Annotated in this window: 25 protein-coding genes and 1 pseudogene; 22 read left to right on the forward strand and 4 right to left on the reverse strand. The window is 37.2% G+C overall.

The annotated features are described in order from the left end of the window. Positions 1–1,119 (forward strand): annotated as a pseudogene (locus ACQ5H4_RS15295) (reverse transcriptase domain-containing protein); the annotation flags it as partial. A gap of 199 nt (positions 1,120–1,318) precedes the next feature. Here ACQ5H4_RS15295 and ACQ5H4_RS15300 read toward each other — a convergent pair. Next, a complete protein-coding gene (locus ACQ5H4_RS15300; RefSeq protein ID WP_430776000.1) occupies positions 1,319–1,813 on the reverse strand; it encodes a L,D-transpeptidase family protein in 495 nt (164 codons plus the stop codon). Between the two features lie 569 nt (positions 1,814–2,382). Here ACQ5H4_RS15300 and ACQ5H4_RS15305 point away from each other — a divergent pair. The 9 genes from ACQ5H4_RS15305 to ACQ5H4_RS15345 all read left to right on the forward strand — a co-directional run bounded on the left by ACQ5H4_RS15305 (position 2,383) and on the right by ACQ5H4_RS15345 (position 12,919). Next, the gene (locus tag ACQ5H4_RS15305; protein WP_430775874.1) at positions 2,383–3,969 is read left to right on the forward strand and encodes an acyl CoA:acetate/3-ketoacid CoA transferase; all 1,587 of its coding nucleotides are present in this window, start codon (positions 2,383–2,385) and stop codon (positions 3,967–3,969) included. Positions 3,970–3,994: 25 nt separating this feature from the next. Then, on the forward strand, positions 3,995–5,236 hold the full coding sequence (locus ACQ5H4_RS15310; protein ID WP_430775875.1) for an L-lactate MFS transporter: 1,242 nt from the start codon (positions 3,995–3,997) through the stop codon (positions 5,234–5,236). A gap of 32 nt (positions 5,237–5,268) precedes the next feature. Then, positions 5,269–6,213 (forward strand): DUF561 domain-containing protein, encoded by a 945-nt coding sequence (locus ACQ5H4_RS15315; protein WP_430775876.1) that lies wholly within the window; start codon positions 5,269–5,271, stop codon positions 6,211–6,213. A gap of 159 nt (positions 6,214–6,372) precedes the next feature. Then, the gene (locus tag ACQ5H4_RS15320) at positions 6,373–7,761 is read left to right on the forward strand and encodes a sigma-54 interaction domain-containing protein (RefSeq protein WP_430776001.1); all 1,389 of its coding nucleotides are present in this window, start codon (positions 6,373–6,375) and stop codon (positions 7,759–7,761) included. Between the two features lie 169 nt (positions 7,762–7,930). Beyond that, entirely contained in the window at positions 7,931–8,866 is a 936-nt protein-coding gene (locus ACQ5H4_RS15325; protein WP_430775877.1) for a phosphodiester glycosidase family protein, read from the forward strand. Between the two features lie 14 nt (positions 8,867–8,880). Then, positions 8,881–9,891, forward strand: a complete 1,011-nt coding sequence (locus ACQ5H4_RS15330; RefSeq protein ID WP_430775878.1) for a glycosyltransferase — start codon at positions 8,881–8,883, stop codon at positions 9,889–9,891. 128 nt (positions 9,892–10,019) lie between these two features. Next, positions 10,020–10,952, forward strand: a complete 933-nt coding sequence (locus tag ACQ5H4_RS15335; RefSeq protein ID WP_430775879.1) for an exonuclease domain-containing protein — start codon at positions 10,020–10,022, stop codon at positions 10,950–10,952. Positions 10,953–11,302: 350 nt separating this feature from the next. Further along, positions 11,303–12,277, forward strand: coding sequence for a TRM11 family SAM-dependent methyltransferase (locus ACQ5H4_RS15340; protein ID WP_430775880.1), 975 nt, complete (start codon positions 11,303–11,305; stop codon positions 12,275–12,277). Between the two features lie 156 nt (positions 12,278–12,433). Then, on the forward strand, positions 12,434–12,919 hold the full coding sequence (locus tag ACQ5H4_RS15345) for a hypothetical protein (protein ID WP_430775881.1): 486 nt from the start codon (positions 12,434–12,436) through the stop codon (positions 12,917–12,919). Positions 12,920–12,962: 43 nt separating this feature from the next. On the opposite strand, the gene ACQ5H4_RS15350 is transcribed toward ACQ5H4_RS15345, so the two are convergent. Beyond that, positions 12,963–13,382 (reverse strand): hypothetical protein, encoded by a 420-nt coding sequence (locus tag ACQ5H4_RS15350; protein WP_430775882.1) that lies wholly within the window; start codon positions 13,380–13,382, stop codon positions 12,963–12,965. Between the two features lie 193 nt (positions 13,383–13,575). Here ACQ5H4_RS15350 and ACQ5H4_RS15355 point away from each other — a divergent pair, with 193 nt between their 5' ends. Together ACQ5H4_RS15355 and ACQ5H4_RS15360 are read left to right on the forward strand one after the other, a co-directional pair. Beyond that, positions 13,576–14,334, forward strand: coding sequence for an AAA family ATPase (locus ACQ5H4_RS15355; RefSeq protein ID WP_430775883.1), 759 nt, complete (start codon positions 13,576–13,578; stop codon positions 14,332–14,334). A 61-nt stretch (positions 14,335–14,395) separates the two neighbouring features. Further along, entirely contained in the window at positions 14,396–14,611 is a 216-nt protein-coding gene (locus tag ACQ5H4_RS15360) for a hypothetical protein (RefSeq protein WP_430775884.1), read from the forward strand. 155 nt (positions 14,612–14,766) lie between these two features. On the opposite strand, the gene ACQ5H4_RS15365 is transcribed toward ACQ5H4_RS15360, so the two are convergent. Next, entirely contained in the window at positions 14,767–14,949 is a 183-nt protein-coding gene (locus tag ACQ5H4_RS15365; protein WP_430775885.1) for a YolD-like family protein, read from the reverse strand. Between the two features lie 143 nt (positions 14,950–15,092). Between ACQ5H4_RS15365 and ACQ5H4_RS15370 the strand changes: the two genes are divergently transcribed. The 5 genes from ACQ5H4_RS15370 to ACQ5H4_RS15390 all read left to right on the forward strand — a co-directional run bounded on the left by ACQ5H4_RS15370 (position 15,093) and on the right by ACQ5H4_RS15390 (position 17,667). Next, positions 15,093–15,644 carry a GNAT family N-acetyltransferase gene (locus ACQ5H4_RS15370; RefSeq protein WP_430775886.1) on the forward strand — a complete coding sequence of 184 codons (552 nt, stop codon included), beginning with the start codon at positions 15,093–15,095 and terminating at the stop codon, positions 15,642–15,644. Positions 15,645–15,673: 29 nt separating this feature from the next. Then, the gene (locus ACQ5H4_RS15375; protein WP_430775887.1) at positions 15,674–16,294 is read left to right on the forward strand and encodes a LysE family translocator; all 621 of its coding nucleotides are present in this window, start codon (positions 15,674–15,676) and stop codon (positions 16,292–16,294) included. 65 nt (positions 16,295–16,359) lie between these two features. After that, the gene (locus tag ACQ5H4_RS15380) at positions 16,360–16,722 is read left to right on the forward strand and encodes a group I truncated hemoglobin (protein WP_430775888.1); all 363 of its coding nucleotides are present in this window, start codon (positions 16,360–16,362) and stop codon (positions 16,720–16,722) included. Between the two features lie 142 nt (positions 16,723–16,864). Continuing rightward, positions 16,865–17,320, forward strand: a complete 456-nt coding sequence (locus ACQ5H4_RS15385; RefSeq protein WP_430775889.1) for a GNAT family N-acetyltransferase — start codon at positions 16,865–16,867, stop codon at positions 17,318–17,320. A gap of 2 nt (positions 17,321–17,322) precedes the next feature. Continuing rightward, complete coding sequence (locus tag ACQ5H4_RS15390; RefSeq protein ID WP_430775890.1) at positions 17,323–17,667, forward strand: HAD hydrolase-like protein; 345 nt, start codon at positions 17,323–17,325, stop codon at positions 17,665–17,667. A 76-nt stretch (positions 17,668–17,743) separates the two neighbouring features. Here ACQ5H4_RS15390 and ACQ5H4_RS15395 read toward each other — a convergent pair whose 3' ends face one another. After that, positions 17,744–18,322: a CBO0543 family protein gene (locus tag ACQ5H4_RS15395; RefSeq protein WP_430775891.1), complete on the reverse strand. Its 579-nt coding sequence runs from the start codon at positions 18,320–18,322 to the stop codon at positions 17,744–17,746. A 197-nt stretch (positions 18,323–18,519) separates the two neighbouring features. Between ACQ5H4_RS15395 and ACQ5H4_RS15400 the strand changes: the two genes are divergently transcribed. The 5 genes from ACQ5H4_RS15400 (at position 18,520) to ACQ5H4_RS15420 (ending at position 25,964) form a co-directional block, all read left to right on the forward strand. Continuing rightward, positions 18,520–21,171, forward strand: a complete 2,652-nt coding sequence (locus ACQ5H4_RS15400) for a putative bifunctional diguanylate cyclase/phosphodiesterase (protein WP_430775892.1) — start codon at positions 18,520–18,522, stop codon at positions 21,169–21,171. Positions 21,172–21,397: 226 nt separating this feature from the next. Further along, positions 21,398–22,417 (forward strand): BMP family protein, encoded by a 1,020-nt coding sequence (locus tag ACQ5H4_RS15405; RefSeq protein ID WP_430775893.1) that lies wholly within the window; start codon positions 21,398–21,400, stop codon positions 22,415–22,417. A 62-nt stretch (positions 22,418–22,479) separates the two neighbouring features. After that, a complete protein-coding gene (locus tag ACQ5H4_RS15410; protein ID WP_430775894.1) occupies positions 22,480–24,018 on the forward strand; it encodes an ABC transporter ATP-binding protein in 1,539 nt (512 codons plus the stop codon). Continuing rightward, positions 23,984–25,060, forward strand: coding sequence for an ABC transporter permease (locus ACQ5H4_RS15415; protein WP_430775895.1), 1,077 nt, complete (start codon positions 23,984–23,986; stop codon positions 25,058–25,060). Before ACQ5H4_RS15410 ends, ACQ5H4_RS15415 begins: the two co-directional genes overlap by 35 nt. Continuing rightward, complete coding sequence (locus tag ACQ5H4_RS15420; RefSeq protein ID WP_430775896.1) at positions 25,047–25,964, forward strand: ABC transporter permease; 918 nt, start codon at positions 25,047–25,049, stop codon at positions 25,962–25,964. Before ACQ5H4_RS15415 ends, ACQ5H4_RS15420 begins: the two co-directional genes overlap by 14 nt. The last annotated feature ends 5 nt before the right edge of the window (positions 25,965–25,969 follow it).

The raw sequence follows: 25,969 nt of genomic DNA on the forward strand, positions 1-25,969 counted from the left end.
CAAATAGATCAACTCATCATGTAATGGCCAGATGTCAGTTCTTAGTCAATAATGTGAAGTTGCATCATGTAGTAGACATTGATATACAAGGTTTCTTTGACAACGTGAGCCATTCAAAGTTAATTAAACAAATGTATATCGTTAGATATGCAGATGATTTTAAGATTTTCACAAATTCTCATCAATCAGCTATCAAAATACTTCACGCTACCAAGGAATACTTGAAAAATCAGCTAAACCTTGATATATCAACTGAGAAATCAGCGATTACTAACCTTAGAAAGAGAAAATCTGATTTTCTAGGTTTTTCTCTTAAAGCAGTAGCTAAGCGTAATAAATACGTAGCCAATACACACGTTATGGATAAAAAGATGAAAAATATATTAGAAAAACTTAGATATTTAATTCACGAAATCCAAAATATGCCAACACCACATACTGTTATGGATTATAACGCTTATATTCTCGGAATAAAAAATTACTTCAAGGTTGCGACTCATATCAATAAAGATTTTGGGAAAATAGCCTATCGTCTATTGAAAACCATGTACAATCGGCTAAAACCAATTGGCAAATATGGAAAACCTATAAAGCCATCAGAAACATACAAGAGACTTCATAAGAATAATTTCAGAACAATATAAAATTGCTGGTACATATTTATTTCCATTAGGTGATATTCAAACAGATAATGCCATGAATTTCAGTCAAGATATATGTAATTATACAAAAGAAGGAAGGCTTAAACTTCATCATAATCTTAGAGCCGACGTTGCCATAGAAATTAACAAAATGTTAAAAATACCTTGCGGCAAGGATAATTTAGAAATTGCAGATAACAGAATCTCAAGATACTCAATGCAATTAGGAATATGTGCAGTAACAGGGGAATTTTTAACATCTAATCAGGTACATTGTCATCATAAGTTACCCCGACATATGGGAGGTACAGATGAGTTTAATAATCTTGTAATCGTACATAAAGATGTCCATAGATTAATCCATGCTACAAGTGAAAAGACGATTGAACGATATAGGAACATTCTTCAATTAGATGGAAAACAATTGAAGAAGCTAAACCAATTTCGTAAAGTTTGTAATTTAGTTGCTTTAGTCTAAAAGAGTAAGATGGAACGCCTAATGCGGTGAAAATCGCACGTTGGGTGTGGTGCAGGGGAAAAGATGGAGATTACATCAAAGTTTTACCTATTGCTATTAAAGTAACGGGGGCTTTAGTAAAACAAGAAAGGACATTACATACTCATATAGCTAGTATGTAATGTCCTTTTTCATATTTTTTGGTACATCTTTCTCAAAATTATGGATGAATAGTTACCGTAGTTCCGTTTGGGACCATCCTCGCTAATTCTTCTACATCTCTATTGTACATGCGAATGCAGCCTTTTGAGACCGCCTTTCCAATCGAGCTGGGATCATTCGTCCCATGAATTCCATAACTTTGCTTGGATAAGCTCATCCACATCGTCCCGAACGGTCCTCCGGGATTAGGTGCCTTATTTAAAATAATATAATTTCCTACCGGTGTTTCAAATAGCATTCTTCCTACCGCAATAGGGTATTGTTTTTGAAACGTACCATTTCTAAATAATCGTAGAGTGCGACTATTTATACTCACATCAATTCGATAAGGACTGCTCTCTGGCGATGGCACGCCTGGAATATTGATGGATTGTCCGGGATAAATGAGGTTTGGATTTATTGATGGATTTGCACGGAGAATGGTTGCAAGTGGGGTACGATAATCCTTTGCAATTTGATTAAGGGTTTCACCTGCTTTAACTGTATGAATCAGCGGGAACACCTCCTAGGGAACTTTTTATTACATTGTATGTTAGTGGGGAAAAGTGATACATAATTGGTTATAAAATTGGAATAGATTTTGTTGAATCTTATTTTTTAGCTGTAGCATAAATGCAAATTTAGAAGAAGACTAGCATATAAAAATTTTTTTAATATGTTAATTTCTTTTCCCTCCTCCTTTTCAATTCTTTGGAAGACACAATATGTAATTTTCCGTATGTGTGAAAAAATCATTCCTGGCCTAACATGTTGTTTTATTGCGAAATAACCAAAAGCCATTTATATCAGTCAACGCATTTTTTACTAGCTTACTATTTATGTACGCCTCTTATTAAAATGGTGGTTATCTCATTAAAAAACCTTAGGTGCAATATTTATAAAGTCGCAAAATAACCACAGTTTTTTAGCAGATTTCTCAAGGTTTTGGCACCCTTGACGAGGAGGTGTACTTGTCATAGGATGTAAGTGAAATGATTCACAAACTCTTATCGGAGCTTATAAACGTTTAGACAAATTTTTTTATATAACATTGTGAAATTTTTCACATAAGGAGGAAGCGAAATGTCAAAAGTAATTACGGCTTCAAAAGCAGCAGAGCTTATTAAGGATGGAGACACAGTGGCAGCAAGTGGTTTTGGTCTTTCATGTTGGCCGGAGGAAATGGGGATCTCCATTGAAGAACGTTTTTTACAAAGTGGTCACCCGAAAAATTTAACAGTCATGCATGCTAGTGCGGTAGGAAATCGACGTGAAAAGGGGATGAGTCACCTTGGCTACGAAGGGCTAGTAAAACGTTGGATTGGTGGAATTGCGATTGCCTCTCCTGGAATGGCGAAATTAATTGAAGAAGATAAATGTGAAGCCTACAACCTTCCTCAAGGGGTCATTACTCAGCTTTATAGAGAAATTGCAGCGAAGCGTCCCGGAGTAATCACAAAAGTTGGAATGGGAACTTTTGTTGATCCACGAGTAGAAGGTGGAAAAATGTCACCTTCCACAAAAGAAGAGATTGTAAAAGTAATAGAGATTGAAGGGGATGAATGGTTATATTATAAATCCTTCCCGATCCAAGTGGGATTAATACGTGGAACCGTTGCAGATGAAAATGGGAATTTAACGCTTGAAAAAGAAGGCCTTCATATGGAAGTACTTCCAATCGCCCAGGCTGTTCGTAACTCAGGAGGAATCGTCATTGCCCAAGTAGAGGCGGTTGCGAAAAATGGCACACTCAACCCTAAGGATATAAAAGTTCCTGGTATTCTCGTTGATTATATTGTGGTTTCAAAACCAGAAAATCATTTCCAGACAGAAAACACTTATTATAACCCAGCTTTCTCTGGTCATATTAAAGTACCTGTAGAAAGTATGGAGACTCTTCCATTAGATGAACGAAAAATCATTGCTCGCCGCTCGGCAGCAGAACTTGTACCAAATACGATCTTAAATCTTGGCGTAGGAATCCCGGTTTGTGTCTCAACGGTAGCAGCTGAAGAGGGAGTAAGTGAACAGCTTATTCTTACAACGGAGGCAGGTTCGGTTGGGGGTGTACCTGCTGGATTAAAGGATTTTGGGCATGCGTATAACTCTGAAGCGATCGTTGATCATGACGCTCAATTTGATTTTTATGATGGAGGCGGAATTGATTTATCTGTTCTTGGGTTAGCTCAAACAGATGAATATGGAAACGTCAATGTGAGTAAATTTGGAACACGAGTAGCTGGTTGTGGAGGATTTATCAATATATCACAAGCTGCAAAGAAACTAGTATTTGCCGGTACCTTTACGGCTGGTGGTCTTAAGATAGCTGTAAAGGACGGAAAGCTAGAAATCCTTCAAGAAGGAAAGGCAAAAAAATTCATTAAAAAGGTTCAGCAAATCACCTTCAGTGGAGCTTATGCAACTGAGGTGAATCAGCCAGTTGTGTATGTGACAGAGCGCGCGGTATTTGAACTTCAAGAAGGAAAAATGACATTAACAGAAATTGCACCAGGCGTAGATTTACAAACACATATTTTAGATCAAATGGATTTTGAACCAGTCATCTCACCAAACCTAAAAGAAATGGACTCAAAAATGTTTGAGGAAAACTGGGGCAAATTAAAAAGCATTATTGAAGAAAAAACAAAGCCGGAATTAGAGCTAGTTTAATAATAAAAGAGCGGAGGAAATATCAATGAATAAAGAGCTTAATCGTTGGACGATATTAGTTGTTTCTACAATCATTAACATTTGCGTCGGGGCTATATACGCTTTTAGTATTTTTGCTTTGCCATTAACGAACGTATTTCAAGCTTCCATGGGAGAAATCATGATGGCTTTTACCATCAATGCTGCCATTTCACCGATTCCGATGATTCTAGGAGGAAAACTCGTTGATAAGGGTGGAGCAAAGCTCGCCATTCTAATAGGGGGATCGATGTTTGGTGCAGGATTCATATTATCCGGATTTGCTACGGCTCCTTGGATGTTATACATCACGTACGGAGTAATTACAGGAGTTGGGCAAGGAATTGTGTACTCAGCGACAATTGGTAATACGGTGAAGCTTTTCCCAGATAAAAGAGGTCTTGGTACAGGTATTGTAACAGCTGGGTATGGTGGTGGAACGATTATTCTTGCACCGGTAGCCAATGCTTTAATTACTGCTAATGGTGTGCAATCAGCCCTTATTACTCTGGGGTTTGCGTTTTTAGTGATTATTTTAGGGTGCAGTACACTCTTTAAAGCTTGCCCAGTTGGTTATACTCCACAAGGCTGGACACCTCCAGTTGCCGCAGGAAATAAGGGCGGGGTAAACATCAATTGGAATGAAATGATTAAAAAGCCAATCTTTTATGTGATTGCGGGTATGTTTTTAATCGGTGCTTTATCAGGCATGATGGTAACATCAAATGCATCTGTCATCGGACAAACAATGTTTGGATTATCAGCAGCAACAGCAGCATTATTTGTAAGTCTTTATTCTCTTAGTAACTGTATGGGCCGTATTTTCTGGGGAGCTGTTTCTGATAAAGTTGGACGCATTAATTGTTTAATGATCATCTATTTGGTGATTGCTGTCATGATGTTCACGATTGCGAAGTCTACTTCTGTTGGTGGATTTGCGGTTGCTATCATCGGGATCGGCTTATGCTTTGGCGGAACAATGGGAATTTTCCCATCTATCGTTGGAGAAAAGTTCGGAATGAAATTCTACGGAGTCAATTATGGTGTGACATTCATTGGTTATTCAGGTGCAGCCTTCTTTGGTCCAAGAATAGCAAATACGGTTGCCGCAGCGAATGATGGAATGTTTACCAACGCATTCTATATTGCTCTAGTAATCTCGTTAGTTGGTTTTGGTTTAACCTTTGTGTTTAAAGCTTTAGAAAATAAAAAACAATCCAATACTCCTGATCATACTCAGGTTGCCTAAATAAGATTAATAACCATAAGGAGGAAAAACAAATGTCTATTACAAAACTATTAGGTATTAAATATCCAATTTTTCAAGGTGGAATGGCACAAATTGCCCTTTCACCATTAGTAGGAGCAGTTTCAAATGCTGGTGGACTAGGGATTATCGGTTCAGGTGGATTTTCAGCAGATAAGCTTCGTGAAGAGATTAGAAAGACAAAAGAAATCACTAACAATCCATTTGCAGTTAATTTAATGCTCATGATGCATAATATCCCAGAATTAATTGAAGTTATTATTGAAGAAGGTGTAAAAATTGTAACAACGGGTGCAGGTACTCCAGCACCATACATGGAAACGTTCAAAAAGAATGGAATTATTGTTATTCCAGTTGTTCCATCCGTTAAAATCGCTAAGAAAATGGAAGCACTAGGTGTGGATGCAATTGTAGCTGAAGGAACTGAAGCTGGGGGACATGTTGGTGAAACAACAACGATGGCTTTGTTACCACAAGTAGTCAGTGCTGTTTCCATTCCTGTTATTGGTGCAGGAGGAATTGGTGATGGTCGCGGTGTGGCAGCAGCGTTTGCTTTAGGTGCTCAAGGGGTTCAAGTGGGTACACGCTTCTTAGCGACTGTCGAATGTCCAACACATGAGAACTTCAAGCTTGCTGTCATTCATGCGGATGACACGAGCACCACGGTTACTGGGCGTAGCTTAGGTGGCCCTGTAAGAAGTATAAAAAATAGCATGATCAACGAATTCTTAAGGCTAGAAAGAGAAAATGCTTCACGTGATGAATTAGAAAAGCTATCTTTAGGTTCATTACGTAAGTCTGTTTTTGAGGGAGACACTGATCAAGGTTCTGTTATGGCTGGACAAATTTGCGGCCTTTGTAATGAAATAACTACTGTAGAAGAAATGATTACTAGCATGTTTAAAGAAGCTCAAGAGGTTTTAAGTAACCTCGGGAAAATCACTGTTTTTGAACAATAGTTAATCTTAAATTAATACAAAGAAAAAGCCAAATAGGGTGGATATCTTATTTGGCTATTTTTTTGGAAAAGACTGTTGTCATAATATGTACACTGTTATCTTTCAGTGTTTCCCATATATAATGAAAGAAAAAACATGAGGAGATTGATATTTACGATTATGAAAAATCATACGTCAAGAAAGCCCAAAAAACCTTTTGTTGATAAAAATATCAATGATCAACCCTCAACTTTATTTGTGACAGACGGAAAAGGAAATATTTTAATATCTAACGAATTTACAGCGTTAACCATTGGCATAACTTTAGAAGAGTTATTAAAATCAAATGTTAATGACTTAGTAAAATCGGGTTACTACAATCGTTCCATTACGATGGAAGCAATTGAGATGAAACAAAAAGTCAGTAAGATTGTAAGCACAAACAGAGGGTTTAATGTGAAGTCTATGGCCATTCCTATCCTCGATAAGGATGGCGAGGTCCAGCTGGTTGTGACAACTTCTGTTAAATACAATGGGAAATTGCCGGTTATTGAGATTAACCACAACATTCCAAATGATTTCGGTCCCAATGTATACGATTTGTTTAAAGTAGAAAAAGAACCAGGGATTGTTGCAGAAAGCATAGCCATGAAGCAAATCATCAAGGTTTGTAATAAAATTGCGACTTATGATAGCAAAGTATTAATCTACGGTGAATCTGGCACAGGAAAAGAAGTAGTTGCAAAGTATATTCATAGAAAGAGTGATCGATCAGCTGGCCCATTTGTAACGATTAACTGCGCAACCATCCCACCCTCCTTATTTGAATATGAATTATTTGGGTATGAAAAAGGAGCATATTCAGGAGTAATTGAAGAGAAAAAAGGCATGATTGAGGCGGCAAATGATGGCTATTTATTTTTAGATGAAATTGCTGAAATGCCGTTGGATATGCAAGCAAAATTATTAAGAGTCATTGAAAATAATGAGCTGAGAAGAGTAGGCGGAATGAGCAATGTGCCAATTAATTGCCGGATTATCACTGCCACCAATAGAGATCTTTGGCAAATAGTGAAAAAAGGTCATTTTCGAGAAGATCTATATTATCGAATCAATGTTGTCCCGATTCATATTCCACCTCTTAGACAGCGAAAACTAGATATTGTCGGGTTAATCTCTTATTTTATTGAACAAATTAATCAAAGCTATGGAAAAAAATTCACTTTAAGTGCAGATCAATTCGAGAAGTTAATGAAAATGGAATGGCCAGGAAATGCAAGGGAATTACGAAATTACGTTGAGCGATTGGTTGTTACTGAGAATGTGGAAATTAACCCTCTGCTAGAAGATAAGGTATCGGATGGATTCACACTAGACCATTTCATTAACTTAAATATTGAGAAATTCTCTAACTTGAAGGATTTTACGGCAATAATAGAAGGAAGATGTATAAGCCATGTCATGGACATGTGCAATGGAAATGGAACGGAAGCAGCTAAAAAGCTTGGTGTCGATCGGTCCGTTATTTATCGAAAATTAAAGAAAATGGAACAAGTACTTAAAGAATAGTAAGTAGATTTATCGGGGAGAAGGCTCATTCAGTAAACAACTGAATGGGCTTTTTTTATTACCATTTGTTTCTCCGTTTCTTCCTCTTTTGGACATAGTTCCGCCATATTTGCTGACTATAATTTGTCTAGATAAAGCTTTAGGAGAAACAAAGGAGGGTGTCTTCACCTTGAAAAAAAGAAAACTTATAGTAAACATGTCAATAGTTATTACCAGTGTTGCACTGATTCTATATTTATTAGCTGACCGCTACCTGATTGAGCATGTTGAGGTAGAAAATGCACTTGTCAGTTCCGAAACAACAAACTCAACAACCACATCTAGTGAAACTACTACAACAGTGGACGAGACCTATGAAGCGGATGATTTAAGTTATACCAGCGATACAAAGTCGATTGAAATTGAGAAAGTAGTGACTGGTTCAGGAAGTGATCAGGTTGTGTATTATGTAGCCGATGTTCAATTAACAGATTCAAGTAGTTTGAAGTCAGCATTTGCCAATAACCAATTTGGAAATAACATAGTCCAAGTAACTTCCGTAATTGCAAGTAATAATAACGCCATTTTTGCGATTAACGGTGATTATTATGGATTTCGTGAAGATGGGATAACGATCCGGAATGGACAAATTTTTAGAGATAATCCAGCACGTACGGGGTTGGCCTTTTATGAGGATGGATCCATGAAAATCTATGAAGAGACAGAAACTTCTGCAGAGGAATTAATTGCTGAAGGAGTCACACAAACCTTCTCTTTTGGACCTGCTCTCGTTGAAAATTCAGTGGCCATTGAAGATTTTGGAGATGTGAGCATTGATAAGAATTTTGGAAATCGTTCGATTGAGGACTCCAACCCGAGAACAGGGGTAGGTATCATATCTGAAAATCATTATGTGTTTGTCGTCGTGGATGGCAGAAGTGAAGGATATTCAAAGGGATTAACCTTAGGTGAGTTTGCTCAAGTGTTTGAAGACTTAGGCGCTACGGAAGCCTATAACCTGGACGGTGGTGGTTCGTCAACCATGTACTTTATGGGAGAAGTCATTAATAATCCTCGAGGTAAAGGGGAGGAACGTGGCGTAAGTGATATTATCTATATCCAGTAAGAGAGGTGAATTCTATGATTATAGTTATTCCTGCTTATGAACCAAACGAGAAAATGCTTCAGTTGATAGAAGAAGTTCAACAAAGCAGTAGCTATCGGGTACTCATTGTGAATGACGGGAGTTCGGTGGAGTGTGAAGGTATTTTTGAACAGGCAGCACAAAGAGGGTGCATGGTTTTAACCCATGAGACAAACCAAGGGAAGGGAGCCGCACTGAAAACAGCCTTTACCCATATTTACACGCACTATCCAAATGAAAATGGGGTAGTGTGTGCCGATTGCGATGGCCAGCATCGTTGGGAAGATATTCAGCGTGTTGCGCAAGAGTTAGCTGATCAGCCTCAAACCATTGTATTAGGGTCTAGGGAATTTGTAGGCGAAGTTCCACTAAAGAGTTTAATAGGAAATAAAGTAACAAGAACCATCTTCTCATTTGTAGCTGGATATAAAATAAACGATACCCAGACGGGTCTAAGAGGATTCTCTGTTGACATGCTTCCATGGCTAATTGGTATTAAGGGGAAAAGGTATGAATATGAGATGAACCAATTGCTAGAGGCGAAATCTGCTGGTTATCGCATTTCTAGTTTGCCCATTCAAACCGTCTATGAAAATAACAATAAAGGAAGTCATTTTCGCCCTATTCTTGATTCCATCCGAATTTACCTTCCTATATTCAAATTTAGTCTATCTTCGGTTTCTTGTGGAGTAATTGATTTTATCTGTTTCTTCTTGTTACATTATCTCTCGAATAATTTGTTAGTCTCTGTAATTGGTGCGAGAGTAATCAGTTCCTTTATCAATTATGTAATCAACAAAAACATCGTTTTTAATAGAAAAAAACAATCGCATTTAAAGCCGATACTTAAGTACTATAGCTTGGCTGGATTCATATTAATCAGTAACTATTTGATGATTACTTTATTTAACGACACTGGTAATTTCTCACTTTTTACAAGTAAAAGCTTTACCGAAGGAATTCTGTTTATGGTTAGCTATTATGTACAGAAGAAGTTTATCTTTTAAAAAGTCCTTTCATGAGGGCTTTTTTCTATTCAATTTTTTAGAAGGAAATCATTTAGGGTAGAGGAAATGCTACTGACACTGTAAAATTGTTGGTAGTGAAAATGGATACTAAGGAGGTTATTTTTAAGATGGATTTTATTGCGATAGATTTTGAAATTGCGAACAATAGGATGAGTAGCGCTTGTTCCCTAGGAATGGTTTTTGTTAAGGATAATCAAATTGTCGATGAGAAATATTTCTTAATCCAACCTCCAACCTTAACATTTCTCGAGGAAACAACAAAAATCCATGGTTTGACCGTAGAGGATGTAAAGAATGAAAGAAAGTTCCATGAGATTTGGGAGGAGATTAAACATCATTTCGAAGGAGCGACTATTATTGCTCATAATGCTCAATTTGATATGAGTGTTCTCCACTGCTGTTTGATGGAATATGCTCTTGAAATCCCTGAGTTTGAATTTATTTGCAGCATTCCTCTGAGTGCGAAGGCTTGCAGGGAAAAGGTAGGGAATTCATTAGTAGAAAGGTTAAGTCATTTCGATATCATCTTAGAAAATCATCACAATGCCTTGTACGATGCAAGAGCATGCGCGGAATTAGTTACCACTTGTGTAACAGTAAAAAATAAAAAATCACTTCAATCGTATTGTAAAACTTATCGTAGTATTCCAATTAAGAAGTTCTCCGAGCTAAAACCACAAACGTACTTTAAACAGAAAAAGCAGAAAAAGTCTTTTACAAAAGTGGTGATCTCAGAGATTTCTGCCAATGTTCAAACCTTTAATGAAGAGCATCCTTTTTTCGGAAAGAATATTGTTTTTACCGGAGAATTGAAGCTTGATCGTAAGGATGCGATGCAAAAAGTAGTGAATGCAGGTGGAACGATTAAGAGTGGAGTAAGCGGAAAAACTCATTATTTAATCGTCGGTAAGCAGGACCAAACGATCGTGGGTGCAAGTGGAATTAGCACCAAAGAAGAAAAGGCATATGCTTTAATTGAAAAAGGCACGGCGATAAAAGTAATTGGTGAGGAAGAGTTTGTGGAATTATTGGGGAGTTAAGGGAACCGCAAGTAAATCGGTTGGTTCGCAAATAAATTTGTAGAATCGCAAGTAAAATCTGAGGATCGCAAATAAAATCTGAGAATCGCAAATAAATTTTTGTAATCGCAAGTAAAATCTGAGAATCGCAAATAAGCGGTAGAAATCGCAAATAAATTTTTAATTTAGAAGAAGTACCTCTTAGTTTTAACCGAAGAATGGCAATTAATAGCTCATTATGAACACAACCAGGGTCAAAACTAGGCTACTTTCTATAGAAAATCCAGGACTTTCCCACTCTAAAATAAACATCTTCTGAATAAAGGTGTATACTAGATGAGTTATTTAGTTTTTTAGAGGGGAATGAGATCATGAATAATACAAACGAGATAAAGCAGAAATACCTTTACAATTATTCATGTCAAGAAGATGAAGTGGAGCTCTGTGCCTTAGAGATGCGTTCTTTTTTTGGACAGGACTCTGACGATTATATAATAGAAAGTAATATTAAAATAGATCCAAGCAGAAGCCCGTTTATTCGGGATCGAATAGATATCATATTTGAAGGCAGTGAATTGGAAGAGATTATTACAAAGGTGAAAAGTTTAACTCCATTAACGGAAACCTATCGGGTCATTTTTTTGAAGACTTTTTCATTAGGAAAAGTAGGCTTTGAAGAGCGTAGAAGAGTGGAAAGGGAAGTAGCTCTGCATGTGCCAGGAGAGCCGGATCTAAAACATCCTGACATCTTGTTCGGAATTGTACATGTTATCGGAAAATGGATATTTGGGTATTATCAAAAAGGTGAAGCTGTCTGGCTACAGCACCAAACAAAACCACATGGTTATTCTACTGCTTTAAGTACCCGTGTCGCTAGAGCTGTCGCTAACATTGCCGTACCGCACCCAGCAGGGAAAAAAGCGATCGACCCATGCTGCGGGATTGGTACTGTACTCGTCGAGGCTTTATCTATGGGGATCGATATTGTCGGGAGTGATGTGAATCCCCTTATTCTTCCTGGAACACGTGAAAATATTGCCCATTTTGGGTACCATTGTGAAGTTGTATTTAGGGATATTCGAAAGGTAACGGGAACCTACGATGTGGCGATTATTGATATGCCCTATAATCTTTGCTCCGTTATCTCTCCACAAGAACAGCTTGAATTGCTTCAAAGTGCCTATTCGTTTGCTGAAAGAATCGTGATTGTCACCATTGAACCAATTGATTCAATTATTGAAAACGCAGGGTTTCGTATTGTGGACCGATGTATCGTTCGAAAAGGAACATTTACAAGACAGGTAATTGTCGGGAAAAATAAAAGAGGGAAAAGGTTGTCACTATAAATAAGGTGACAGCCTTTTTATTTGGAAGACATTCGATTACATCAGATTATAGATGGGCAGATTGTTAAGCAACCGTATATTAGGCGTCACTGAGTTTAGACAAATAAAATGTCGGAGAACATAATAATAGTAAATGTAACGAGAAGGGGAATTTAGATGGATTCAATTCTTAAATCGATGGATCTTGGTGCAAAAGGTCTTTGGTTGCCAATCACACTTGCCATTATCTTATTATTATTTGTGTTTATTATGCCGAAGAAGGAAATTAGCTGGCGTGGTATTTATGTCACTATAGGAGTAATCGGTTTGGCTACATGGGTAGCTGATAATATTTTTGCTGGTTTTTTGGATCTAGTTGATTTTGGTCATCCCAGATATTCTGGAATTGGTGAGTTACTAACTTACAGCTTTGTCCCTTCATCCTTGTCTGTGATTTATTTAAATTACTTGAATAAAGATAACAAATGGAAATTAGCGATAATATTTACCGTCCTATCTTTTATGATTGAATGGTCGGTGGCCCAGGTTGGATACATGAAGCTCACTCATTGGAACCATCTTTATAGCCTTCCAATCTTTTTTTTAGTCTACAGTTATTTCTTACCGCTACACGCAAGAATAATAAGAAAATGTGAATATTAAAGAGGCAGTATAGAGAAATGAACTGCCTTTTTTCATGCAGATATTACGTGTTCGGTTTCTCCCTTTCTTTAACAATATCTTGAATAATCTCAATATGGACGGCTGCCCATGCATTTTCTCGAAAATGAACAATGACACTTATCGTAAGGGTTACCATATAGAAAATACCAAAAAGAAGAAAAAGGAAACTTCCTTCCTTGAAAAGAAATTCCTGTAATTGTTTTGAAAAAAGAAAAAAGAACCAAGGTATGCTAGTAACGAAAATAGGAATGATTCCAGAACCCTGTTTTTCTTTGGTCATACGGTAGTAGATTAACTGTAAAGTTGCTGTTTCAATGGTTTGATAGAACGCCCGAATTTCTTCAATCTCTAACAGTTCTCTCACTTGCCCTAATGGCTTATCATGTTTATAAACTTTGATTAGTTTCATGTACAGTTTGTGAGCATCGCCCCGAAAAGACACCTATATCACCCGTTATAAAAATATTTGAAACAATTCTTCACTTAATAACATAAAATTCCCAGAAAGAGAGTCTTTATTCAAATAACTCCTTATTGCCTCTTAATATTGATAATAATGTCTATTTTTACAAACGTATAATAGTTTTGATGGTAAAATAAGGATAGCGGATAATCTTAGAAAAGGGGATAGTTCGATGCTGTTAAACCACGATACCCAATTCATTCGAGAGGCGTATTTAAAAAAGGAACAGATTTTTTCGTATGATGAGTTTCCTCTAAATTTACCTATCATCCGGAATTTTCAGGATGTAATCTTTCATCCGAATGTTACTTATATCATTGGTGAAAATGGAATGGGAAAATCAACTTTGCTTGAGGCCATTGCCATTGCCTTAGGATTTAATCCAGAGGGCGGGACTTTAAACTTTAATTTTTCAAGTTATGATTCACACTCAAATCTGGACAAATATATACGAGTCGTGAAGGGAGTTAATAAGGCAAAGGATCATTTTTTCTTCCGAGCAGAAACCTTCTATAATGTGGCCACCAACATAGAGGAATTAGACAAAGAACCTTCTTCAGCTCCAAGAATTATTGATTCCTTTGGCGGTAAATCCCTTCACGAACAATCACATGGCGAATCATTTTTCGCCGCATTCACTGAACGTTTCCGAGGGAACGGTTTATATATCCTTGACGAGCCGGAAGCAGCTTTATCACCTCTAAGGCAACTCTCCATGTTATCGAGAATCAATGAGCTAATTAAAGAAGGATCTCAATTTATTATATCAACACATTCGCCTATATTAATGGCTTATCCCGATTCAAAAATCATTCAATTGACCAAAGAGGGGATGGATGAAGTTAAATTGGAAGAAACCTATCATTATTCGATTATGAAACAGTTTTTTGAAGATAGGGAGCGGTTGCTTCACCATCTTTTTAATGAGTGAAACTTATTTGATACATAAACGTATATTTTACTACATTAATAAAAAGTAAGGGGGTATATAAATGTCGATAGTATATAGCTTCATATTCTTTTTATTATTTATCGTTTTCATTCTTATTCTTGGGTTAAGAGGTACCAATAGACCAACACGCCGGTCAAATTCCTACAGTAACAGTTTCTTTACCAGTCCTTCTGGATCGAGTTCTAATGATTATTACTCAAGCGATTGCAGTAGCGGCAGTGACAGTGGTAGTGGATCCTGCGGTGGTGGAGATTAAATTAAACTGATGCGTTTAACCTTAGGTTACGCATTTTTTTATAACATTTGGATAAAGTGATTGGTCACTTAACAGAAAAAGACAGTAGGAGAAGAGGAAGGATTAACCTTCCACTACTTATGATTTCTTATAAAGGAGATCGTTCGTAGTGGAAGTTAATAAATATGCCTGATACCTGATAATTGAATAGTAAATGGTTTGTGTGTTTCATCTTTAAGCAACAGAGACTGTTTGATTAGATCGAGCTTGTAAACACGTCCTTTAATAGTTTTCAAGGAACCATTAGAATAATAATCAATTGAAATTAACTTATTTACTGATAGATTTTTTAAAAACATAATAACTCCTCCTTAAAATTTTCTTACATGAGTCATTATATAAGATCCTTTTTAACACGAAGTTAAAAACAAATTAAGAATATATTAAATAGAAACCAATTAATGGAAGTGAATTGTAATAATATACAGGAGTGAGAGAAATCGTGATCATAAAGAATGAAGAATACCAGGTAAATGGTCTAAGTTATACAATAAGGTCAGCGGTTGAAAGAGATGCTGAGACTTTGTCTGAACTAAGGTTGCAGATTGATGGAGAAACAGAATTTATGGATCGAGAAAGAGGAGAAGGTTTTATAAATATTGCTGGTTTTGAGCAGTTAATAAAAAGTGATTCAGAGAATAGTAGAAACATATTTCTAGTAGCAGTGGTAGATGGGCGCATTGTCGGATATTCCAGATGTGAAGGTTCTAATTTAAAGAGATTATCACACAAGGTAGAGTTTGGTATTTGTGTATTGAAAGACTTTTGGGGTTATGGAATTGGAAGGAGCTTATTAAAAGAATCTATAACTTGGGCTGACTTCAATGGAGTGAAGAAAATGAATTTACATGTATTAGAAATAAATACGAAAGCCATTCAACTATATGAAAAGTTTGGATTTACAGTTGAAGGATTATTAAAGAATGACAAGCTTCTATCAGATGGGAAATATTATAACACCCTTGTGATGGGGAGATGGAATAGTACAAATTAGCGCTGAGAAAAAGAATAGGAGTATTTAAGATGCTAACATTTATTTTTGTAGTTTTGTTGTTATTTTTAATTCCAGGTCCAGCAGTCTTTTTGACGATAACTCAAACGATAAAAGGTGGAAAGAAGAACGGAATTGTTACGGGACTAGGAATTGCCGTCGGGGATTTTCTTCACACATTAGCTGCAGTACTAGGTCTTTCCGCAATTTTGATGACCTCTTCATTTGCCTTTGAAATAGTAAAGTATTTGGGTTCTGCTTACTTAGTGTATTTAGGAATTCGTGCCATTATTGAAAAAGCTCAAAAAGTGGAACCAATTGATAAAAGAGAAAGTAATTCAAATCCTAATATTTCTTTTCGTCAGGCGATGTTAATCGAGTTGCTGAATCCAAAAACATCTCTATTTTTCTTGGCATTCCTGCCTCAATTTGTAAAGAGTGGGGATACTCCTGTTGCAATTCAGTTGTTAGTCCTTGGCTTAACGTTTGTGTTAATGAGTATCACTTATACAACTAGTTTAGTGTTAGTAACCAGTACAATCGGTAATAAGCTTTTTGCAAAGACGAAGAAAAGTGCAAAATGGATGGGGAAAGTGGTTGGGTTAGTGTATATCGGCTTAGGGATTAAACTGGCGCTACAAACTCAGAAATAACGAGGATGAATAGTTTGTAAAAAACTGTGGAAAACACCTCTGTTGGAATATAAAGGAGGATAACCATGGAACAAACACTTTATGAAAAAGTTGGCGGAGAAGAGGCAATTGCAAAAGTTGTAGATTATTTTTATTCTGAATTGGTTCTTAAAGATGATTCCGTTAATCACTTTTTTCAGGACATTGATATGGAAAAACAGCGTCGCCATCAAACTAAATTTATTAGCTTTGCTTTAGGTGGTCCAAATCAATATTCAGGACAATCAATGGCCAAAGCACATGAAGGGATGAATTTGCAACCAGCTCATTTTGATGCGATTGCGAAGCATCTCCACGATGCGCTTGCTCATTTTGGCGTTAGCGAAGCAGACATCGATACGGCTTTAACAAAAGTAGCATCGCTTAGAGATGACATTATTTATAAATGATTAGCTGCCAATTGGTAGCTTTTTTGTTTCTAATTTATAAAAAAATATATGAAAAAACTGGAATTGTATCTTAAACTAGGATCCGGATTATGTTTTAATGTTGGTAATGGAGAAATATAACAAGTGTTAAGGAGTGAGTGTGATGGATATAAGACTGGATGATTTAAAAGGTTCAGAGATAGCTGAGTTAATAGGTGATCATCTGCACAGCATGACATTACATTCTCCACCAGAAAGTATTCATGCGCTTGATGTAGAAAAATTAAGACAACCTGATATTACGTTTTGGAGTGCTTGGGAAGGGACAGATTTGCTTGGCTGTGCAGCGCTGAAAGAGCTTGATCCTCAACATGGGGAAGTGAAGTCAATGAAAACATCTCCCCAACATTTGAGAAAAGGGGTAGCAAAGCAGTTGCTTGAGCATCTAATTAAAGAAGCAAAGTACCGTGGTTATAAAAGAATCAGTTTAGAAACAGGGTCAATGGAGGCGTTTGAAGCCGCCAAAACATTGTATATCAAGTTCGGGTTTACGTATTGTGGGCCGTTTGCTGAATATAAAGAAGATCCTAATAGTGTCTTTATGACAAAGGAGTTATAAAGATGAGTCAGTACAAAGTTATTTTATTGGACTTAGATGGAACTCTATCAGACCCTAAGGAAGGGATAACCAAATCGGTACAGTATGCGTTACAGAAACTGAACATAGTCGAGCCTGATTTAGTGATAGGAAGTCATTTGGACGGTACAAGATCTGCGAAGGTAGAAATCATTCAGTACATAATAAATACATTTAGTCAGTATAGTTTGGATGAGTTTATTATGATTGGCGACAGAAAGCATGATGTAATTGGAGCAAAACAAACAGGAATCGATTCAATCGGTGTGACGTATGGATATGGTTCAAAGGAAGAGTTAAGAGAGTATAACCCAATCTACGTACTTTGATATACGGAGCAAATAAAGGAAATTATTTTACTTTAATATTTCAAACAAATCCCTCCTTGCTAAAGGCGGGATTTGTTTATGGTTTGCTTTCAAGTTTTTTAAATCGTTTTAAAATGACCCAACAAATTAGACCTAGTAGCCAATAGATTGGAAAAGAATAAATATGTTTCCATGTTAATTCTTTGTAAATATATAACCACTCCATAAAGGGTTCTGCCACAAAAGCAAGAAAGGCAGAAAGGATTCCCGTTGATATGAGGAACGGTTTAAAGTGATTTCCCCACCTTTGATACAAATACATAAACGGGACGATTACGACCCCTACATCATAAGGATAGTATTGTGGGTACAAGTAAGGGGTAAGCCGAACTGGGTATACCCAAACAAGTGTGCTGCTGCCAATCGAATCTAGGATAATTGCCGTAATACCATAAAACAACCCAAAAGCAGTAATTTCCGTAATTCTTTTTGTATCAATCGTTTTCCACCAAACAATAGGCGATAAAATACTTAAAAAAACGAGCAGCCACCAGTCAAAGGTTAAGTAGTTATGGTCCCGCCAATATACGCGAAGGGTTTCATAAAACTCTTTCTCAGCCTCTATGACTTGATCCATTGAAACGGTATACAGTAGTAAATCAAGAATGAAAGACAATGAGTTCACCACACTTAGTCATATACCTACAGTCTATCCAAATTTATGATAAATCTCCTGCTTTTTTAAGGTGATTTTTTTATTGGTAAATATTTCTAGCGAAAATACTAGAAAAATCTAAAAAGCTGGCCTACAACCGAACTTCTATTAAGAGTATAATAAAAGACAGGACTATACGCCTAGAGGAGTGACAGAACATGAAGGCGAAACATCAGAAAACTATTGGCGTTTACATTTTTATATACATACTTTTGTACTATTTTATCGTCATATTCGGAGATCCTAGTATTCGCTTAACAGTAGTAATGAGAAATATTATTTCTACGATTGGACCATTCATTTCTAGTATATGGTTGTTGTCTAGATTCTTAAAAAGTGATGGAAAAAGAGATTATTTTTGGTTATTTCTTTCTCTTGGAACGTTTAGCTACTTCATAGCAGAAATATTGTGGATGTATTATGAGAGCTTCTTGTTTGTGAATGTTCCTTATCCAGGTTCGCCTGATATCTTTTATATGCTTCAAATTATGTTTTATTTAATTGCATTAGGTTATTACTTTTATCAGGTAAAAACCATTCATCGGTTAATGCGCTGGATGTTTGAAGTACTTATTCTTATGATATCTGCTTCCACACTCAGCTATCATTTCATTATGAAAAGCTTAATTGTGAACTCAGAGATCACAGGAGCCTACCTATTTGTTTCACTTGGATACCCGATTGGGGACCTAATTTTATTATTTAGTGCACTGATACTATATTTTGATTCAAATGATTTTGGTAAAAGAAATGCGTTATTTTATATTTTGGTTGGACTAGTTTTTCAAGTATTTGCAGATTCTGGATACATATATTTAACGCTAAGAGAAAAATATGACACAGGCACCTTGCTTGATCCATTATTTACTCTAGCACTATTACTAGTCGGATTTTCTAGTCTTTATATGAAACCAGTTAATAAACAGCAATCGGATGCAGTTCGCCCTTCAAAGGTTGGGTTATGGAAATTAATTATTTTGTATACTTCCTTAATGGTACTTTTATTATTTTTCTATAAAATCGAAGGAATTGAACTCACTCCGTTTACATTGAGTACAACGTTTATCATTTTTCTTATCATTGTTCGACTAGTATTTATCTTAGTGGAAAACAACCGATTACTATTGAAATATGACCAAAACAATAAAGATTTACTACTTAGTACAGAACGATATATGTCTCTTTTTAAATATCATCCAGATGCAGTATTCTCCCTTCATTTGAATGGAACCTTTCAAAGTGCAAATGCCTCTTGTGCACACTTAGTTGGAATGGAAACTGTTCAGCTAATTGGAAAATCATTTTATCAGTTCATTAGTCCGAGTGACCTTGATCGAGTGGCCACTCATTTTTCAAATACAGAAGAAGAACCACAAGTGTTCGAAGTTACTTTAATCAGTCAGAATGAAAGGGCTTATTCTGTAGTCATTACCCTTGTGCCAATTGTGATTAATGGGAGGATTGAAGGAATTTATGGAATTGGGAAAGATATTACAGATGTAAAGGCAAGTATAGATAAGATTAATTATATGGCGTATCATGATTTGTTAACAGGGTTGCCTAACAGAGCTTTGTTTGAGAGCGTCTTAGATGCAGAAATCAAAGACGGTATTACAGATAATAGTATGTTAGCGGTTATGTATGTTGATTTAGATCGGTTTAAAAATATAAATGATACACTTGGTCATGATGCAGGTGATGAGTTACTTGTAGATATGGCTAAGCGTCTTTCGGATTGTGTTGGTGATCAAGCAATAATAGCCAGGCAAGGTGGCGATGAATTCACGTTACTATTTAATCATATTGTAGATCGGGATCATGTTGTTACATTGGCGGAGTCTGTTTGTCGTGTATTAAGTGAGCCTTATTCGATAAGAAACTATGAATTCTTATCCACTCCTAGTATAGGGATTTCAATCTTCGAACCTGGGAATTCAGAAACGGCTATTTCTCTTATGAAAAAAGCAGACTTAGCTATGTATAAAGCTAAAAACAATGGAAGAAATCAATTCAGAATTTTTGAACCAAAAATGGAAGAAGACTCAAGAAGCACGTTTGTATTAGGAAGTGATCTTAGTAAGGCTGTTCATAATAATGAATTGGTTTTACACTACCAGCCACAATATGATACGGAAAAAAATCGAATGTACGGTGTAGAAGCACTTATTCGTTGGCAGCATCCTACATTTGGATTATTATATCCCGGTGATTTTATTTCAATTGCAGAAGATACTGATCTAATTATCCCTATTGGAGAATGGATATTGAGAGAAACTTGTGAACAAGGAAAGCAATGGGGAGAGCAATTAAGAATTTCAGTAAATATTTCTCCGAAGCAATTCCAGTCCGCGCAACTTATTGAAACCATTAAGCGTGTTTTAGAAGAAACAAAACTTAGGCCAGATCTTCTCAATATCGAGATCACTGAGGCAGTGGCAATGAGTAATATGAATGAAACGTTAAAAAAACTTGAAGCAATTAGAATGTTAGGTGTGAATCTATCCATTGATGATTTTGGGACAGGTTATTCTTCTCTCTCCTATCTTCCGAAGTTACCAATTACAGAATTAAAGATTCCCAGAGAGTTTCTAACCGAAATGGAACACCATGCAGCATATAAGGCAATAATTCAAAGCATTATTGCCTTAGGAAAACGGTTGAAGGTAGAAGTGATTGCAGAAGGGGTAGAAACGCAAAAACAAAAGGAAATGCTAGAGAAAATGAAGTGTCATATGATGCAAGGTTATCATTTTAGTAAACCAGTTCCTGTAGATGAGATTGAGAAGATGTTGAAAGTTAGGATGGAATAATAGGTAAATAAAAGAACACCTTTATGATTGTCAAAGACACATCTACAAAGGTGTTTTTTAATTGTTAAAAACTGTCTGAAAATTAAATATATGGATAAAACACGAACATTAATTTTAAAAAATAAATAAATGTTCGATATTTGTGTTGTTATTTTATTTGTAATTTGGTAGATTATTATCAGGTATTAAACATGCATATGATGAAAACACACATAGGGGGAACGTCATGAAAAAGTTATTTTCCGTATTGATTTTAGGATTGATTCTACTAGTTGCAGGCTGTGGTGGAACAGAAGAATCAGAGAATAATAGTAGTTCAACAAGCGAAGAAAAGAAAAAGATTGCCTTAGTACTTCCTGAAAAAATGGGTGTGAATCCTTTCTTCCAACAAATGGATGAAGGGGCGAAACAAGCGGCCGAGGAATTTGGAGTGGAGTTAAAGACGATTGAATCAACTGATCACTCAGCTATTGAAGAAAATCTTCGTGTAGCAGTTGCTGAAGGCTATGACCTTATTATTACATCTTCTTTTGAATCAGAAGATGCTCTTAAAAAGGTAGCGGCAGAAAATCCAGATCGTCAATTTGCGATCATTGATACAGTGGTAGATTTACCTAATGTTCAAAGTGTTAATTTCCGTGAACATGAAGCGGCTTATCTTTTAGGAGCAGCTGCTGGACTTTCAACAAAGACGGACAAAGTTGGCATGGTAGTGGCAATGGATATTCCATTAATGAAAAAGTGGACAGTAGCATTTGAACAAGGGCTTAAGGAAACAAATCCTGAAGCTGAGTTCCTAGTGAACTATGTGGGCAGCTTCTCAGATCCTGCTAAAGCTAAGGAATTAGCGTTGCTTCAAGCTTCAAAAGGAGCAGATTTTGTTGCTGGTGCTTCAGCAGTTGGTGATTTAGGAGTATTTGAAGCAGCAAAGGAACAAGGTTTCTTCACATCAGGTCAAGATATTGATCGTACTGAAGTAGATCCTGAGCATGTCGTACTCTCTCAGCTTAAAGGTACGGATGCAGCAGCTTATGAAACGGTAAAAGCTTTTGCTAATGGTAGCTTTGAACCTGGAGTGGTTGAGTATGGTCTTAAGGAAAAAGGTGTTGGGTTAACATATGTGACACACGAAAGCAATACACCACTACATTCTTTTGTTGGTCAAGAAGCTATTGATCAAGTAAAAGCACTTTATGATGAGATCATTGCAGGTAATAAAGTGATTGAAAATCCATTAAGTGAGTAAACTGAAAAAATCAAACCGACTGCAAATTGTAGTCGGTTTCCATTTTTACAGGGGGGAAAACAATGACTTATCGCTTAGAGATGAAGGAAATGACCAAGAAATATGGCGATTTCCTTGCGAATGATGCTATCTCCATTCAATTAAAAAAGGGAGAAGTTCTTGCGATTGTTGGTGAAAATGGTGCTGGTAAAACAACGCTTATGAGGATGCTTTATGGGTTAGAACAGCCAACGAGTGGAGAAATTAAGCTGAATGGCAAACAAGTCCAATTTTATGGGCCTCAAGATGCGATTGTACAAGGAATAGGAATGGTTCATCAGCATTTTATGTTATTTAGTGATTTTACAGTTACCGAGAATATTGTAATTGGGCATGAACCCATTAAGAATGGATTTTTTAATAGAAAAATGGCAGCTGAACAGGTTCAAAAGTTGAGTGATCAATATAAGATTCAAGTGAATCCTAATAAAAAAGCGGGAGATTGTTCAGTAGGAGAACAGCAACGGATTGAAATTTTGAAAGTGCTATATCAGGGTGCGGAAATTATCATTCTTGATGAGCCGACAGCTGTGTTAACTCCTTTTGAAGTGGAGGAGCTATTAAAAACGATTCGCTTCTTAGCCGATCAAGGAAAAAGTATCATTCTTATCACTCATAAGTTACCAGAAGTCATGAAAGTAGCCGATCATGTGACAGTGTTACGAAATGGACGTGTCACAGGGAATGTGAAAAAGGTGGACACATCTATTGATCACCTGGCTACGATGATGGTAGGTCGAGAGCTCCAACAGCTTTCGGAGCGTAATCAATTAAATGGAGAGCCCCTGCTAGAACTTGAAACGATATCGATAAAAGGGAAAAGTTCAAAACCGATATTGGATCAGCTTTCATTAACGGTTCACCGCGGAGAAATCGTTGGAATTGCGGGAGTATCTGGTAATGGACAATCAGAGCTTATTCAAGCGATTTCGGGCTTAACATCGGTTGACCAGGGAAATATTCGTTTAGCTGGCACCCATCTAGTTGGTAAATCTGTAGCCTTTAGAAGAAGAGAGGGGCTCGCACATATACCAGAGGATCGTTTTTTATGGGGAGCTGCAAAGGAAGCTACGATTGAAGAAACCGGTGTTATGGGATATTACCATAAAAAAGCTTTTAACAAGTATTCTTTTCTTTTAAAAAGGTCGTTCCGAGAGGTTGTAAAGACTTGGATTGACCGATTCGAGATAAAGGTTAAATCTCTAGATGACAAGTCAGGGAACCTTTCTGGTGGAAACCTACAAAAACTAATTGTCGCACGAGAGCTTGGATTTGAAACCGATTTTCTCATTGCAGCTGAACCTACTCGTGGTGTTGATATTGGTGCCATGGAATATATCCATGAGGCAATCCTTGAAAAGCGTAACCGTGGGGATGGAATTTTACTGGTCTCTTCGGAGCTTTCGGAAATTTTATTACTATCAGACCGGGTTGCGGTCATGTTTGAAGGGAAAATCGTTGATGTTCTTGATAGAAAAGATGCAACAGAAGAACGTCTGAGTGTACTTATGGCAGGAGGAAAAGAAGATGAATCTTCAACGAAAAATACAACAACTGCTTAAGCCTTTATACCAACCAATGATAGCGGTCCTCATTGGACTGTTAACCGGAGCGCTTGCCATAGCACTTGTTGGACAATCTATTCTCGATACGTACAAAGTCATGTGGGATGGAGCATTTGGAAACTTCTACTTCCTAACAGCCACTCTTGCTCGAGCTACCCCTATCATATTGATAGGTTTGGGATTAGCTCTCGCCTTTCGTGCAGGTGTGTTTAATATGGGGGCAGAAGGTCAGATGGTATTAGGGGCCGTGTGCGCGGCGCTTGCAGCTCTTTATGTACCAGGTGCTGGAATCGTTAAAGTGCTTGCTGCGTTTTTTGCCGGCTTTATAGCTGGTGGATTATGGTCATTGTTAGCCGGTTGGATGGAAGTGAAATATAAAGTACAGCTATTGATTTCTACCCTTCTTTTAAATTATGTTGCTGTCTTGTTCGCAGGTTATTTGGTAGCGGAACCTTTTCAAGATAAGTCAGGTTCTGCTGCCCTAGCGCAAACGCCTATGATTGATCAAGCAGTCTGGCTTCCAAAACTGTTTGCTGGAATGAGCGTGCATATGGGGTTTGTAATTGCCGTTGTTGGTGCAGTCATTTTATATGTGGTTCTCCAATTTACTTCTTCTGGATATGAAGTGAGAATGCTCGGGAAGAACCCTTTCTTTGCTGAATACGGCGGTATTAATAAACAGAAGGTTCTCCTTTTTAGCATGTTTTTTAGCGGAGGGATTGCTGGGTTAGCAGGAACAGTTGAGGTTTTGGGATCTCAGTATCGATATGTAGAGGGAGCACTAACCGTCCCAGGCTATGCATGGACAGGTTTAATGGCAGCACTGTTAGCCAACTCCAATCCATTAGGTACAGCAGTAGCAGCGATTTTACTGGCAGCCTTACAAACGGGTGCGATGGGGATGGAACGTAACACAGAAGTACCTTTGGAAATTGCTAGTGTCATTCAAGGTGTTCTTATTTTATTCGTTACGGCAAAGTTCACCTTGAGCTGGTGGAAAGTTAAAAAGAAAGCGGGTGACGTGAATGGAGCTGTTTGATTATTCCCTATTTGCTTCTGCTATCCGTATGGTTAGCCCCATTCTTTTGGCTGCGTTAGGAGGAGCGTTATGCGCTCGAGTCGGTATCTTTAATGTGGGTCTGGAGGGCTTAATTCTAGCGGGTGCCTTCTCCGCAATCGTTGGTAACTATTATAGTGGAAGTGTAATTGTAGCCGTCTTAACAGGAGCCTTTGGTGGTGTATTAGTCTCATTATTATTTGGATTAGCAACTATCAAGTTTAAAGCTAATGCAATTGTAGCCGGTATTGCAATCAACTTTCTTGTTTTAGGATTAACTACTTTTGGCCTCCGAGCCATTTTTCAAGTAAAAGGAGCCTTTTATGATAAAGACATGAATGGACTTCCGAAGTGGGACCTTCCACTTATTGAAAATATTCCTGTGGTTGGAAAGCTTCTATCAGGTCACTCGCCACTCGTGTATACTGCCTTTATTGCAGCGATACTATTATATGTTTTCTTGTTTAAAACCGTCGTTGGGTTCCGTATTTTAGCAGTTGGAAAAAATGAAGCAGCGGCGAGAAGCTTAGGATTAAAAGTTACCGTGCTTCAGTATGGAGCCATTGTGGCGAGTGGAGTTTTATGTGGTCTTGCAGGAGCCCAGCTTTCGCTTGGTCAAGTTACGATGTTTACTGAGGGAATGACGGCTGGAAGAGGATTTATTGCGTTAGTAGCGATGATGCTTGGTGGGTCACATCCAATTGGCATGATTGGTTCGAGTTTATTGTTTGGTCTGATGGATGCGTTGAGTATCAGGCTACAAGGGTTTTCTATGCCTACTCAATTCACGGCCATGCTGCCATACGTAATCACGATTATCGCGATGTTCTTTTTAAAGGATCGTGGCTTAGAATCCCAAGCATCTGGACAGCAAAGCTCTAGATAAGAACA

It is taken from the genome of Bacillus coreaensis (assembly GCF_050586445.1).
Classification (GTDB): Bacteria; Bacillota; Bacilli; order Bacillales; family Cytobacillaceae; genus Robertmurraya_A; species Robertmurraya_A coreaensis.